The organism is Enterobacter sp. MGH119, from assembly GCF_001037675.1.
Classification (GTDB): domain Bacteria; phylum Pseudomonadota; class Gammaproteobacteria; order Enterobacterales; family Enterobacteriaceae; genus Enterobacter; species Enterobacter hormaechei_C.
Genome location: NZ_KQ089929.1, coordinates 342,459 through 355,897 on the forward strand (window position 1 = coordinate 342,459; position 13,439 = coordinate 355,897).

Consider the following 13,439-nt stretch of genomic DNA (forward strand, 5'->3'; position numbering starts at 1 on the left):
CAGTGGGGCAAAACGAGTTTGAGGTTAACCGATTGCACGGGGTATTGCGAGCAAAAAAGTCCGATTTTTTATAAGAAAATGTGATACACAAAGTTACAGCGCGGAATTGCTCAAAATGCCGCCATTCATACAGATAATCCCTGCAATTGCTTCATTTTTATCACGAATTGTATGACAGGATGATGACAGCGTTGAATGACGCCCGAAAGAAGAGACTCAGGGACCGAAAACGATCCCTGATGAATGGTGTTAATTTGCGTTATTTATCTGTTTCTGACTTGTTTAAATTTACCGGGAAGATAGCGATCAAAAATACCTATTACGCGATCGCTCAGTGGGGTCATCAGCACCCACGGTAAACCAATTAACACCGCTGTGAGGGAGCCTACGACGATATCTGTCAGCCAGTGAGCACCAATCATCACTCGCGGGAATGCAAATACCACCACAATAAACAGGGCGATGGCGAAGGCTTTTTTACCAAAATAGCGCAGCATGAAGCCAGCAAAAATCAGCAGCATCATACCGTGGTCGCCCGGGAAGCTGTCCTTCGACGCGTCTTTGGTTGGAATATGAAGCAGCTCGCTGACGCGGTTAATATTCGGGAAAAAGAGCGAAGGACTGGCGCGTTTAACCGGCATCAGATGCTGCGCCAGCTGGTTGATAATCACGGCTGCCAGCAGCATCACCAGACCGATAATCAGAATACGGCGACGACCCGTTTTGTCTTCCTTCAGCCAGAAGGAGAGCATCAGACAGCCCATTGCCAGCAGCGAACAGCCGTCAAACGCGCGGTTGTTGGTGATCGCCACCAGCCACAGGAAGGCTTCACTCTTCGCCAGCGCCTGGTTAAAGAAGTGGAACAGCCCGGAATCCAGCGGGAACCAGAAACCGTGATCCGCCGGGATATACCAGGAGAAAAAGAGCGCCAGACCGGCAGCGTTGAGCAATAAAATAGCAGGAAGTCGAGTCGTCATAGTCTTCAGCAATGTGTGAAATCAGGGGCAACGTTAGCCGCCCAAACTTAAACGAAGCTTCAACAGGCTTGACTGGAGGGCATTCCAGTCGGTATTAACCGCACTAATTAACTCTATCCGGCTGTCGGGTGGCGCGACATTCTGGGTTTCAATAAAGAAATCCTCGCCCTGACGGTTAATGCGCACCAGACCATCCGGAGTGCGCATGATCCCTTTTACCCGCTCAACCGGCGCCAGTCTCGCCCATTCCAGTATACCAATGGTGTCGAAAACCGTATCGGCATCGAAGATCCACCCGCAGGCCTGGTGCCCCTGACCGCTGTTCAAATTTCGACGCCAGCGCTGATGTTCCGGCAGGCTCAGTGCAGCCAGGCCTTGCTTCGCGCCGTGGCTATGCGAATGCTCTGCGCTGGCAGGCAGTTGCGTCTGGTTGAGGCGGGGAAGATCGAGCAGGGCGCCATCAATGTTGCCCTGGGTGGTCTGCACGTACTGACGTCCACCGCCAGCCTGCTGCCACCAGGACTCGAACGCGGCCTGACTCTCAGCCGTCGCGCGATCGGATTTATTCGCCACGATAATATCTGCCGAGGCGAGCTGGTCGCGGAAATTGTCGTTGTTGATCGTTTTTTCATCCAGCAGCTGGCGGGGGTCTAACAGGCAAAGCGTCGCACGCAGCTCAAGCCACGGCTCGTAGACCGGGGCGGTCAGTAAATCAAGGATTTGCTTAGGATGACCCAGCCCGGTAGGCTCAATCAGCAACCGGTCCGGCTTGCCCTGACGCAGCAGCGTATTCAGCCCGACCTGCATCGGCAGACCATTCACGCAGCACATACACCCGCCCGGGATCTCTTTCACCATCGCGCCGCTGTCGGCGAGCAACGCGCCGTCGATGCCGACTTCGCCAAATTCGTTGACCAGCACGGCCCACTTTTCCGCCGGATCTTTATTGGCCAGCAAATGCAGAATGGACGTAGTTTTACCGCTGCCGAGAAAACCGGTGATCAGGTTGGTTTTGGTCACGTGCGCTCCGATAAATAATTGTGATGTAGTAACAACTACCTATCATCCTGACGAAAAAATCGGGCATTGAGAAGAGGGAGGGCGAACGGAGCGTAAAACCGTTCGCCTTAAACGCAATAATCGCTAAATTTTTAACGTTTCGATAACGGCCTGGTGCGCGCCGAGCCGGACGAGGCGCTGGTACGCGCCGGTAATTGCCTCGACAAAGACAGGGTTTTGCGGCAGGTTGTCGCCAAAGATTTCATTTAACGTCAGCAGGGCGCTAACGCGTTCTGCGTCGCTGCTGGTGGCGACAATGGCCTGAAACTTGTCGCTCAGCGGATCGCGGACGTCAATGGCGTTGCCCTGTTCGTCCGTACCGCTGACGTAGCGCATCCAGCCCGCCACCCCCAGCGCCAGTAATGGCCAGGCGGTGTTACGCTCAAGATGCATGCGGATCCCATCCAGCATGCGCTGAGGCAGCTTCTGGCTGCCGTCCATGGCGATTTGCCATGTACGATGCTGTAGGGCCGGATTGGCGAAGCGGTCAAGCAGGCTGTCAGCATAGGCTGTCAGATCAACGTTGGTGATGCGCAGCGTAGGAGCCTGCTCATTCAGCATCAGCCTGCGGGCAGCCTCGCGGAAGCTGTCGTCCTGCATACATTCATTTATGTGCGCGTAGCCGGCAAGGTAGCCCAGATACGCCAGGAAGGAGTGGCTGCCGTTCAGCATCCGCAGCTTCATCTGCTCCCAGGGCAGGACATCCTCAACCATCTGTACGCCTGCAACCTCCCATTCCGGACGCCCGGCGACAAAGTTATCTTCCACTACCCACTGAATGAACGGTTCACAGCTGATGGCGCAGGGATCTTCAACGCCAAGTTCCTGGGTGATTTCCGCGAGTGAGGCGTCGGTGGCGGCGGGCACGATTCGGTCGACCATGGTACCAGGGAAGCTCACGTGCGCCTCGATCCATGCGGCCAGCTCTGCGGAACGCTTTCCGGCCATGCCGAGAACGGCATTTTTCACCACGTGGCCGTTGTCGGGAATATTGTCGCAGGAGAGCACGGTAAACGCCGGCAGGCCACGCTCGCGGCGGCGATGAAGCGCTTCGACCAGAATACCCGGTGCGGAATGTGGTTCAGACGGATGCTCGAGATCGTGCAGGATACGGCTGTTCTGCATATCCAGTTTTCCCGTCGCCGGATCGATGCAGTAGCCTTTTTCGGTAATGGTGAGGGAGACAATTGCCACCTGCGGTTCGCAGAATTTCTCAATAATGGCTGCCAGCGAGTCGAGTTTGGCGTTAAGGCACTCTTTTACCGCACCGATAATAATGGGCTGATTGCCTTCGGCACCTTTCTCCAGCACGGTAAACAGATGATCCTGCGCCCGGAGCTGGCCCATAAGGACATCGCCGCTAAAGAGGCTAATCTCACAAATTCCCCAGTCGCCTCCTCTGGCATTCAGTACCCGGTTTGTTAACAACGCCTGATGCGCCCGGTGGAACGCGCCAAAACCGAAATGGACGATGCGGGAGCGTAACTGCTCACGATCGTAGCGGGGCTGCTGGACATGAGCAGGAAGCGCGGTGGAGGCAATAGTCTTCATGTAGTACACACCTGATTAACCATTAATTAACAATGCCAGTGTAAAGTTATATGACAACAAATTAAATTGGTAAGCCGTAAATATCCCTGTTATGTGAGTTTGATCAATCAATGTCACGCGCTGTATTGACCACTTCGATTAAACATGTATGGTAGTCGTCATTGAGGTAACACATATTGGTATAACAACTTGAGAGGGTGGGGCAATGGAACAAACCTGGCGTTGGTACGGGCCGAACGATCCGGTTTCTCTTGATGATGTGCGTCAGGCTGGCGCAACGGGTGTGGTCACGGCGCTGCATCATATTCCGAACGGTCAGGTGTGGCCGGTGGAGGAAATCCAAAAGCGTCAGGCTCAGCTGGCAGAGAAGGGGTTAACCTGGTCTGTTGTGGAAAGTATTCCGGTTCACGAAGATATCAAAACCCACTCCGGTGAGTGTGATACCTGGATTGCGAATTATCAGCAGAGCATTCGTAACCTGGCAGCCTGCGGTATTGATACCGTCTGCTACAACTTTATGCCGATTCTGGACTGGACGCGTACCGACCTGGAATATGAAATGGCCGATGGTTCGAAGGCGCTGCGTTTCGATCAAATCGCTTTTGCGGCTTTCGAGCTGCACATTCTGAAGCGTCCGGGTGCGGAAGCAGACTACACCGCCGAAGAGCAGCAGCAGGCGCTGGCGTGGTTCAATGCCGCCAGTGAAGCGGACATTGAGAAGCTGGTTCGCAATATCATCGCGGGCCTGCCGGGGGCGGAAGAGGGCTATACCCTCGATCAGTTCCGCGCGCGCCTGGCGGAATATGGCGATATCGATAAAAACCAGCTGCGTGAAAACATGGCGCACTTCCTGCGCGCTATCGTGCCGGTGGCAGAAGAAGTCGGCGTGCGGCTGGCGGTTCATCCGGACGATCCACCGCGTCCTATCCTCGGCCTGCCGCGTATTGTGTCTACGATTGAAGATATGCAGTGGCTAAAAGAGACGGTAGATAGCATCTACAACGGCTTTACCATGTGTACGGGCTCGTATGGGGTGCGGGCGGATAACGATCTGGTGCGGATGATCGAAACCTTCGGCGATCGCATTCATTTCACCCACCTGCGTGCAACCTGCCGTGAAGAGAATCCAAAAACCTTCCACGAAGCAGCCCATCTTGGCGGCGACGTGAACATGGTTGCGGTGGTGGATGCCATTCTCTCTGAAGAGGTTCGTCGTAAGCAGGCGGGAGATGTTCGTCCTATCCCGTTCCGTCCGGATCACGGGCACCAGATGCTGGACGATCTGCGCAAGAAAACGAATCCAGGGTATTCGGCGATTGGCCGTCTGAAAGGGATGGCGGAAGTGCGCGGTATCGAGCTGGCGCTGAAAATGACGAAGTATCCTGAACTTCTTTAAGTCTCATTGCCCGGTGGCGCTACGCTTACCGGGCCTACGAAAAACCGGCTCTGAGGCCGGTTTTTGTGTTTTTGTAGGCCGGGTAAGGCGTAGCCGCCACCCGGCAAATGCCACAATCAGTCAGCACGACCCATATAGCGTTTTTCTTCGATATGGATACGGATTTTCTCGCCCGCCGACAGGTACTCTGGCACCTGTACGACCAGACCGGTAGTCAGGGTAGCCGGTTTGTTACGCGCACTTGCAGACGCGCCTTTGATGCCCGGTGCCGTTTCAACGATTTCCAGATCAACTGTCTGCGGCAGCTCCAGCGCCAGCAGCACGCCATCCCAGGTCAGCACCTGCATGTCCGGCATTCCACCTTCAGGAATAAACAGCAGCTCTTCTTCGATCTGATCTTTGGTGAAGATATACGGGGTGTAATCTTCTTTATCCATGAACACGTATTCGTTGCCGTCAATGTAGGAAAAATCAACGTAGCGACGGGTCAGGGTTACGGTATCGACGATATCGTCGCCTTTAAAACGTTCTTCCACTTTCAGGCCGGTGCGGACATCGGAGAAACGCATTTTGTACAGCGTTGCTGCGCCACGGGCGCTGGGTGCCTGAATGTCGATATCTTTCACAATCAGCAGTTTGCCGTTGTAATTCAGTACCATACCTTTCTTAATTTCGTTCGCTCTTGGCATTGCAGTAATCCTGTTTACGGGAGGTAAAAAATATCGCGCCAAATTACTCGCGCGCGGCCTTTCAGGCAAGCGGAATTCGTGGGTTTTGCTATCAATACATAAAAGGTGTTACTGTGCGCGCAATGCCCGACTGCGCGGGCATCTGCCACCAACAGAGAGCATGTATGGATTGTCGTTCCGACTGTGGCGCGTGCTGTACCGCACCGTCCATCTCAAGCCCCATTCCAGGCATGCCGGAGGGCAAGCCTGCCAATACCCGCTGCGTTCAGCTCTCTGACACTAACCTGTGCATGATCTTTGGCTCGCCCCTGCGCCCGAAGGTGTGCTCCGGGCTCCAGCCAACCGCCGAAATGTGCGGCAGTACGCGGCAGCAGGCCATCACTTATCTGCTTGAGCTGGAAGCGCTCACCGCGCCTTAAACGTCTTTGATCCGCGTCAGGCAGCTCAGCGTCATGACGCACATCACCAGCGCAATCCAGAACACCGTATGATAGTTCCAGATTTCAGCCACAACGCCCGCCAGTGAGCCTGCAATAATCCAGCCCACGCGGGTGGTATTCGTATAAAGGGTGGTGGCAGAGCCTGCCTGACCCGGCATCAGGTCCTGAAAGTAGAGCATGCCGATACCGGCCAGAATACCGATGTAAATGGCGTTCAGCAGCTGTAAAGCCAGAAGCAGGGCTGGCGTATGAACCGTCAGCATACCGACATAAAACAGCAGCCCGGCTACGGCGGCGACGCGCATCAAAAAGCGCTTGCCGAAGCGCTTCGCGTAATAGCCCGCAATCAGCATGGTGGGGATCTCAAGCCCCGCGGCGGTTCCCATCATGATCCCGGCCAGCTTCTCCGGCAGATGCAGCTCATCAATAATAAACAGCGGCATATTAATGATATAGAGGCTGTTCGTTCCCCACATCAGCGTACAGATAATGAATAACAGCAGCGCGTCGCGGCGGTTGCGTCGAGGTGCCTCTAGCGTGCCGGTCGCCACTTTCGGCTCTTTGCGCATGGAGGGGAGGAAGAACCAGACCATCGCGCCGCACACAACGAAGGCCACGGCTGCGCTGAGGTACATCACCGTAAAGCCAAAACCCATCGCCAGCGCGTAGGCAAGCGGGGGGCCAATCACCCACGCCAGCGACACCTGCGCGCGCAGTATCGAGCTGAACATCACCGCTTCCCGCCCGGTGTGGTCGGCATGCTCGCGGGCAAGGGCGAACATCTGCGGGTTGGCGGTCGAGCCGAAACTGCTCAGGAAGACGCCCACAACCAGCAGAATGAAGTAGTTACGGTTCCAGGCAAACAGCAGGCAGGCAAACACCCCGAGCAGGCAGCAAAAAACGATCAGGCTTTTGCGATCGCCTTTTCTGTCTGAACGACCGGCAAGAAACTGGCTGACAAAAATGCCGATGATGGCGCTCCCGGTGAAGAAGAAGCCAACCATCGCCGGGCGGGCGTGGACTTCGTTGGTCAGAAAGAGGCTCAGCGTAGGCGTTTGTAACGCACCGGCGATACCGGTGAGGAAAGCAACGATCAAAAACGCCGTTGACGTCAAATCAAAGGGCTTTGGTGAGGCGGCAGCGGGGGTGTTATGCATGTTCAGTCTTTGCGAGTAACAGAGAGAGGCGGAGTTTACGCCGCCCGTCATTAAATAAACAGAGGGTAAAGTCAAGATTGCTACAAAAAATCAAAATGGCATTTCACTTTCGCGCCGCATCGCTGAAGCGTGCTGAACCTGTTTGCTGAACATCAACAAAAACCTCCCGACTGAAGAAGAAATGTGCTGCACTTCTAAATTCTGCAACAAGAAATGTAACTTTTCTTGCAACCTTTTGTAGAAAAGACAAGACTTCTTGAAACGTTTCAGCGCTATCTTGCATGTCCTGAAGAAGCAGGTTAGCGCCTATTTTCTCAGTTAAGCTGAAACGATTCAATTTCAGCAGGAGAGGAGAATCATGTTCCAGTTATCTGTTCAGGATATTCACCCGGGCGAACAGGCCGGGAACAAAGAAGAGGCTATTCGCCAGGTCGCCGCTGCGCTCGTGCAGGCTGGCAACGTGGCTGACGGCTACGTCAACGGCATGCTGGCGCGTGAACAGCAGACCTCCACCTTCCTCGGTAACGGTATTGCAATTCCGCACGGCACCACGGACACCCGCGATCAGGTGCTGAAAACCGGTGTGCAGGTCTTCCAGTTCCCGCAGGGCGTGCTGTGGGGCGAGGGTCAGGTGGCTTATGTGGCGATCGGCATCGCGGCCAGCGGTGACGAACACCTGGGCCTGCTGCGTCAGCTGACGCACGTGCTGAGTGATGATGCCGTCGCGGAACAGCTTAAATCCGCCACCACTGCTGAAGAACTGCGTGCCCTGCTGATGGGCGAAAAACAGAGCGAAGCGCTGAAGCTGGATAATGAAACCCTGACGCTGGACGTCGTTGCGTCCGATCTGGTAACGCTCCAGGCGCTGAATGCGGCTCGCCTGAAAGAGGTCGGTGCGGCGGATACCGCTTTTGTGACGCGCGCAATCAATGATAAGCCATTAAACCTGGGGCAGGGCATCTGGCTGAACGACAGCGCTGAAGGTAACCTGCGCAGCGCTATCGCGGTCAGCCGTGCTGCGGTTGCCTTTGAGACCGACGGCGAACGCGCCGCGATGCTGGTAACGGTTGCCATGACTGACGATCAGCCGGTTTCCGTGCTGAAGCGTCTGGGCGATCTGCTGCTGAACAATAAAGCTGAAAAACTGCTGAACGCAGACGCGGCGACGGTGCTGGCTCTGCTGACCAGCGACGATGCGCTGACGGATGACCTGCTGAGCGCAGAGTACGTGGTGCGTAACGAACATGGCCTGCATGCCCGTCCGGGCACCATGCTGGTGAATACCATTAAACAATTTGAAAGTGAGATCACCGTGACCAATCTGGACGGTTCGGGTAAACCAGCCAACGGGCGTAGCCTGATGAAAGTTGTCGCGCTGGGCGTGAAGAAAGGCCATCGTCTGCGCTTTACCGCGCAGGGTGCGGATGCTGAACAGGCGCTGAAAGCGATTGGCGACGCCATCGCGGCTGGTCTGGGGGAGGGCGCATAATGAGCAGACGTGTTGCGACCATTACGCTGAACCCGGCTTACGATCTGGTGGGGTTCTGCCCGGAAATTGAGCGTGGCGAAGTTAACCTGGTGCGGACGACCGGCCTGCATGCCGCAGGGAAAGGCATTAACGTGGCGAAAGTGCTGAAAGATCTCGGCATCGACGTCACCGTTGGCGGCTTCCTCGGTAAAGACAACCAGGACGGTTTTCAGCAGCTGTTCAGCGAGTTGGGCATCGCCAACCGTTTTCAGGTTGTGCAGGGCCGTACCCGCATTAACGTTAAGCTGACCGAGAAAGACGGTGAAGTGACCGATCTGAACTTCTCCGGCTTCGAAGTGACCCCGGCTGACTGGGAGCGCTTTGTTGCCGATTCCCTGAGCTGGCTGGGCCAGTTTGACATGGTGTGCGTCAGCGGCAGTCTGCCCTCCGGCGTCAGCCCGGAAGCGTTCACCGACTGGATGACGCGCCTGCGCAGCCAGTGCCCGTGCATTATTTTCGACAGCAGCCGCGACGCGCTGGTCGCCGGTCTGAAAGCCTCTCCGTGGCTGGTTAAGCCTAATCGCCGCGAACTGGAGATCTGGGCGGGCCGTAAGCTGCCAGAATTAAAGGATGTGATTGACGCTGCCCATGCGCTGCGCGAGCAGGGTATCGCTCACGTGGTGATTTCGCTGGGTGCAGAAGGTGCCCTGTGGGTTAACGCCTCCGGGGAATGGATTGCCAAACCGCCTTCAATGGAGGTGGTCAGCACCGTGGGTGCCGGGGATTCGATGGTTGGCGGTCTGATCTACGGTCTGCTGATGCGCGAATCCAGTGAACATACCTTACGTCTTGCTACCGCCGTTGCGGCCCTGGCCGTGAGCCAGAGCAATGTCGGTATTACCGATCGTACCCAGTTAGCCGCGATGATGGCGCGCGTTGACTTAAAACCTTTTAACTAACAGCAGGAGAGGAATAATGAAAACGCTGCTGATCATTGACTCCGGTCTCGGACAGGCTCGTGCCTATATGGCGAAGACCCTGCTGGGCGCGGCGGCACAAAAAGCGCACCTGGATATCATTGATAACCCGGGTGATGCTGAAATGGCGATTGTTCTGGGCGACAAAATCCCCGCTGACAGCGCCCTGAACGGCAAAAAAGTGTGGCTGGGTGATATTAATCGCGCGGTGGCACATCCTGAACTGTTTCTGAGCGAAGCAAAAGGTCATGCGACGGTTTACAGCGCACCTGTTGAGGCGGCGCCGGTTGCCGCCGTTGGGCCGAAACGCATTGTTGCGGTAACGGCCTGCCCGACAGGTGTGGCGCACACCTTTATGGCGGCTGAAGCCATTGAAACCGAAGCGAAAAAACGTGGCTGGTGGGTGAAGGTTGAAACTCGCGGCTCTGTTGGCGCGGGCAATGCCATCACGCCTGAAGAGGTGGCGGAAGCCGATCTGGTGATTGTGGCGGCGGATATCGAAGTGGATCTGGCGAAGTTTGCCGGCAAGCCGATGTACCGTACCTCTACCGGCCTGGCGCTGAAGAAGACCGCGCAGGAGTTTGATAAGGCGCTGGCAGAAGCCAAACCGTATCAGGCAACCGGTGCGGCTAAAACTGCGACTGAAGGGAAAAAAGAGTCTGCGGGTGCGTATCGTCACCTGCTGACCGGCGTGTCCTACATGCTGCCGATGGTGGTGGCGGGCGGCCTGTGTATTGCGCTCTCCTTCGCCTTTGGTATCGAGGCGTTTAAAGAGCCGGGCACGCTGGCGGCCGCGTTGATGCAGATTGGCGGCGGCTCCGCGTTTGCGCTGATGGTGCCAGTGCTGGCGGGCTTTATCGCCTTCTCCATTGCTGACCGTCCGGGTCTGACGCCGGGTCTTATCGGCGGTATGCTGGCCGTGAGCACCGGTTCTGGCTTTATCGGCGGTATCATTGCCGGTTTCCTCGCCGGTTATGTGGCGAAGCTGATCAGCTCGAAGCTGAAGCTGCCGCAGAGCATGGAAGCGCTGAAGCCTATCCTGATCATCCCGCTGATTTCCAGCCTGGTGGTCGGTCTGGCGATGATTTACCTGATCGGTAAGCCGGTCGCGGGCATTCTGGAAGGTCTGACCCACTGGCTGCAAACCATGGGGACGGCGAACGCGGTGCTGCTGGGCGCAATCCTCGGCGGTATGATGTGTACCGACATGGGTGGTCCGGTGAACAAAGCGGCATATGCGTTTGGCGTTGGCCTGCTGAGTACCCAGACCTACGCGCCGATGGCGGCGATCATGGCGGCAGGTATGGTGCCACCGCTGGCGCTTGGCCTGGCGACGATCATTGCCCGTCGTAAGTTCGATAAAACGCAGCAGGAAGGCGGTAAAGCTGCGCTGGTGCTGGGCCTGTGCTTCATCACCGAAGGCGCAATTCCGTTTGCGGCGCGCGATCCAATGCGTGTTCTGCCGTGCTGTATCGTGGGTGGTGCGGTGACGGGGGCTATCTCCATGGCCGTAGGTGCGAAACTGATGGCGCCGCACGGCGGTCTGTTTGTCCTGCTGATCCCTGGCGCCATCACGCCGGTGCTGGGTTATCTGCTGGCGATTGTTGCCGGTACGCTGGTGGCGGGCCTCTCTTACGCGGTGCTGAAACGTCCGGAAGCGGAAGTTGTGGCGAAAGCAGCGTAAGCGGTAAGCAATAAAAAAGCCGGGTGCTAATGCAACCCGGCTTTTTTTATGCCGCCTGTTCAGCGGTTTGCTGTGCCTTCAGCCAGGCAATCTCTTCTGCCCAGATGTCCGGATTGATGGTTTCCAGCACCATCGGAATACCGTCGAAGCGAGCGTCCTGCATGATAAAGCGGAACGCATCGTGGCCGATGCTGCCTTCGCCCAGGCTGTGATGGCGGTCAACGCGACTACCAAAGGCGCTTTTCGCATCGTTTAAGTGCATACCGCGAAGATATTTAAAACCAACAATACGCTCGAACTCCTCGAAGGTATTTTTTGTGGCCTCAGTTGTGCGCAGGTCATAACCGGCCGCAAACGCGTGGCAGGTATCAATGCACACGCCCACGCGGGATTTGTCTTCCACGCCGTCGATGATCGCCGCCAGATGCTCAAACTTAAAGCCGAGGTTGCTGCCCTGACCGGCGGTATTCTCAATCACTGCCGTCACGCCCTGGGTTTTATCCAGCGTCATGTTAATTGACTCGGCGATGCGCGCCAGACAGGCGTCTTCGTCGATTTGCATCAGATGGCTGCCGGGATGGAAATTCAGCAGCGTTAGCCCCAGTTGCTCACAGCGCTGAACCTCATCCAGGAACGCTTCGCGGGATTTTTCCAGCGCCTCGGCAACCGGGTGACCGAGGTTAATGAGGTAGCTGTCATGGGGAAGGATCTGGCCAGGCCCGTAGCCGTATTTCTCGCAGGCGGCTTTAAAGTCATCAATCACTTCCGCGGTGAGGGGAGCTGCGCGCCACTGGCGCTGGTTTTTGGTGAACAGGGCGAAAGCGGTCGCCTCGATTTCGGCGGCGCGAATGGCGGCATTCGCAAGGCCACCAGCAGCGCTGACGTGCGCTCCAACATATTTCATAAAAAGACTCCTGTTAACCCGAAATGCCTATGATAACGGGTTAACAGGAGAAGGACGAGATGGTTTATGCCAACAGGCTGTGTACCGCAAGGTTAATCGCACCGCCGCCAACTATCAGCCAGATGAACAGCACCAGCGCCATCAGCAGCGGTTTCGCCCCGGCTTTTTTCAGCGCGCTGACGTGCGTGGTGATGCCCAGCGCCGCCATTGCCATCGCCAGCAGGACCGTATCCAGCGTGACCAGCATATCCACCATCGCTTTTGGCAGCAGGTGGAAAGAGTTGAAGACAGCGACCACGATGAACAGGATCGCAAACCACGGAATGGTGATTTTGCTTTTCTCGCTGCCGCCTGCCGGAGCAAGCTGTTTAACCTGCGCCGCGAGGAAAATCAGGAACGGGGCCAGCATCATCACGCGCAGCATTTTGGCGATGACCGCCGCGTTTTCCGCTTCCGGGTTAATGGCGTGACCTGCCGCCACCACCTGCGCCACTTCGTGCATGGTTGAGCCGATATAAATGCCGTAGGTTTCCGGACTAAACCAGTGCGCCACCAGCGGATACATGGCCGGATACAGGAAGATCGCCAGCGTACCGAAGATAACTACCGTCGCGACGGCAACCGTGACTTTACTGGCTTCGGCTTTAACGACGGGTTCTGTTGCCAGTACCGCCGCCGCGCCGCAGATGCTGCTACCCGCACCGATCAGCCAGCTGGTCTGTTTGTCCAGCCCAAAGATCTTCTGGCCGATAAAGCACGCCAGTAAAAAAGTGCTCGAAAGGGTCAGGACGTCAATGGCAATCCCGCTGACCCCCACATCCGCAATCTGCGAAAAGGTGAGACGGAAGCCATAAAGGATGATCCCGAGACGTAATAAATGCTGCTTGGCGAAAATCACGCCGCCGTCGCAGGGTTTCCAGATGTGCGGGTAAACGGTGTTCCCGACCACCATGCCGAGCAGAATGGCCAGCGTCAGGGCGCTGAACCCTGCACCGGCAACCGCCGGTATACTGCCGCCCCATAAGGCCACGCCGGTAACCACGGCGCTGAGCGCGAGACCCGGCACGAAGTGCCACACTGTACGATGATGTTGTAAGGTGATTTCTGACATAACCTTCTCCTTTGTCTGGCTAAAGG

At 56.4% G+C, this 13,439-nt stretch carries 13 protein-coding genes; 5 read left to right on the plus strand and 8 right to left on the minus strand.

What is annotated here, in order from left to right; genetic code table 11:
• Positions 1–263: 263 nt before the first annotated feature.
• The 3 genes from SK53_RS01565 to SK53_RS01575 all read right to left on the minus strand — a co-directional run bounded on the left by SK53_RS01565 (position 264) and on the right by SK53_RS01575 (position 3,587).
• Positions 264–977 carry a phosphatase PAP2 family protein gene (locus SK53_RS01565; protein ID WP_048208335.1) on the minus strand — a complete coding sequence of 238 codons (714 nt, stop codon included), beginning with the start codon at positions 975–977 and terminating at the stop codon, positions 264–266.
• 33 nt (positions 978–1,010) lie between these two features.
• Positions 1,011–1,997 carry a CobW family GTP-binding protein gene (locus tag SK53_RS01570; protein WP_003859361.1) on the minus strand — a complete coding sequence of 329 codons (987 nt, stop codon included), beginning with the start codon at positions 1,995–1,997 and terminating at the stop codon, positions 1,011–1,013.
• Positions 1,998–2,120: 123 nt separating this feature from the next.
• Positions 2,121–3,587, minus strand: coding sequence for a mannitol dehydrogenase family protein (locus SK53_RS01575; RefSeq protein WP_045350241.1), 1,467 nt, complete (start codon positions 3,585–3,587; stop codon positions 2,121–2,123).
• Between the two features lie 205 nt (positions 3,588–3,792).
• Here SK53_RS01575 and uxuA point away from each other — a divergent pair, with 205 nt between their 5' ends.
• A complete protein-coding gene (gene uxuA, locus SK53_RS01580; RefSeq protein ID WP_015572308.1) occupies positions 3,793–4,983 on the plus strand; it encodes a mannonate dehydratase in 1,191 nt (396 codons plus the stop codon).
• A gap of 116 nt (positions 4,984–5,099) precedes the next feature.
• Here the strand turns inward: uxuA and yeiP are convergent, their stop codons facing one another.
• Positions 5,100–5,672 (minus strand): elongation factor P-like protein YeiP, encoded by a 573-nt coding sequence (gene yeiP / locus SK53_RS01585; protein ID WP_003859355.1) that lies wholly within the window; start codon positions 5,670–5,672, stop codon positions 5,100–5,102.
• Between the two features lie 164 nt (positions 5,673–5,836).
• Here yeiP and SK53_RS01590 point away from each other — a divergent pair, with 164 nt between their 5' ends.
• Positions 5,837–6,091 carry a YkgJ family cysteine cluster protein gene (locus SK53_RS01590; RefSeq protein ID WP_003859353.1) on the plus strand — a complete coding sequence of 85 codons (255 nt, stop codon included), beginning with the start codon at positions 5,837–5,839 and terminating at the stop codon, positions 6,089–6,091.
• On the opposite strand, the gene setB is transcribed toward SK53_RS01590, so the two are convergent.
• Complete coding sequence (gene setB / locus SK53_RS01595; protein ID WP_032659595.1) at positions 6,088–7,269, minus strand: sugar efflux transporter SetB; 1,182 nt, start codon at positions 7,267–7,269, stop codon at positions 6,088–6,090. The two genes, SK53_RS01590 and setB, sit on opposite strands and share 4 nt — an antisense overlap.
• A 103-nt stretch (positions 7,270–7,372) precedes the next feature.
• Entirely contained in the window at positions 7,373–7,552 is a 180-nt protein-coding gene (locus SK53_RS23455) for a hypothetical protein (RefSeq protein WP_156174848.1), read from the minus strand.
• 75 nt (positions 7,553–7,627) lie between these two features.
• On the opposite strand from SK53_RS23455, the gene fruB reads away from it, so the two are divergent.
• Genes fruB through fruA form a run of 3 tightly spaced genes read left to right on the plus strand, consistent with a single transcriptional unit; the run spans position 7,628 to position 11,398 of the window.
• The gene (gene fruB / locus SK53_RS01600; RefSeq protein WP_003859349.1) at positions 7,628–8,758 is read left to right on the plus strand and encodes a fused PTS fructose transporter subunit IIA/HPr protein; all 1,131 of its coding nucleotides are present in this window, start codon (positions 7,628–7,630) and stop codon (positions 8,756–8,758) included.
• The gene (gene fruK, locus SK53_RS01605) at positions 8,758–9,696 is read left to right on the plus strand and encodes a 1-phosphofructokinase (RefSeq protein WP_006811313.1); all 939 of its coding nucleotides are present in this window, start codon (positions 8,758–8,760) and stop codon (positions 9,694–9,696) included. The genes fruB and fruK overlap by 1 nt, the downstream gene beginning before the upstream one ends.
• 16 nt (positions 9,697–9,712) lie before the next feature.
• Positions 9,713–11,398, plus strand: a complete 1,686-nt coding sequence (gene fruA, locus SK53_RS01610) for a PTS fructose transporter subunit IIBC (RefSeq protein WP_023314547.1) — start codon at positions 9,713–9,715, stop codon at positions 11,396–11,398.
• A 46-nt stretch (positions 11,399–11,444) separates the two neighbouring features.
• On the opposite strand, the gene nfo is transcribed toward fruA, so the two are convergent.
• Positions 11,445–12,302, minus strand: coding sequence for a deoxyribonuclease IV (gene nfo / locus SK53_RS01615; protein WP_048208339.1), 858 nt, complete (start codon positions 12,300–12,302; stop codon positions 11,445–11,447).
• Positions 12,303–12,366: 64 nt separating this feature from the next.
• On the minus strand, positions 12,367–13,413 hold the full coding sequence (locus SK53_RS01620; RefSeq protein ID WP_048208341.1) for a YeiH family protein: 1,047 nt from the start codon (positions 13,411–13,413) through the stop codon (positions 12,367–12,369).
• Between the last annotated feature and the right edge of the window lie 26 nt (positions 13,414–13,439).

Bases quoted from the DNA above. Each gene is read 5' to 3' on its own strand.
- yeiP (WP_003859355.1), bottom strand. From the start codon at position 5,672: ATGCCAAGAGCGAACGAAATTAAGAAAGGTATGGTACTGAATTACAAC.
- SK53_RS01565 (WP_048208335.1), bottom strand. From the start codon at position 977: ATGACGACTCGACTTCCTGCTATTTTATTGCTCAACGCTGCCGGTCTG.
- fruA (WP_023314547.1), top strand. From the start codon at position 9,713: ATGAAAACGCTGCTGATCATTGACTCCGGTCTCGGACAGGCTCGTGCC.
- SK53_RS01575 (WP_045350241.1), bottom strand. From the start codon at position 3,587: ATGAAGACTATTGCCTCCACCGCGCTTCCTGCTCATGTCCAGCAGCCC.
- uxuA (WP_015572308.1), top strand. From the start codon at position 3,793: ATGGAACAAACCTGGCGTTGGTACGGGCCGAACGATCCGGTTTCTCTT.
- setB (WP_032659595.1), bottom strand. From the start codon at position 7,269: ATGCATAACACCCCCGCTGCCGCCTCACCAAAGCCCTTTGATTTGACG.
- fruK (WP_006811313.1), top strand. From the start codon at position 8,758: ATGAGCAGACGTGTTGCGACCATTACGCTGAACCCGGCTTACGATCTG.
- nfo (WP_048208339.1), bottom strand. From the start codon at position 12,302: ATGAAATATGTTGGAGCGCACGTCAGCGCTGCTGGTGGCCTTGCGAAT.
- SK53_RS01620 (WP_048208341.1), bottom strand. From the start codon at position 13,413: ATGTCAGAAATCACCTTACAACATCATCGTACAGTGTGGCACTTCGTG.
- SK53_RS23455 (WP_156174848.1), bottom strand. From the start codon at position 7,552: ATGCAAGATAGCGCTGAAACGTTTCAAGAAGTCTTGTCTTTTCTACAA.
- fruB (WP_003859349.1), top strand. From the start codon at position 7,628: ATGTTCCAGTTATCTGTTCAGGATATTCACCCGGGCGAACAGGCCGGG.
- SK53_RS01590 (WP_003859353.1), top strand. From the start codon at position 5,837: ATGGATTGTCGTTCCGACTGTGGCGCGTGCTGTACCGCACCGTCCATC.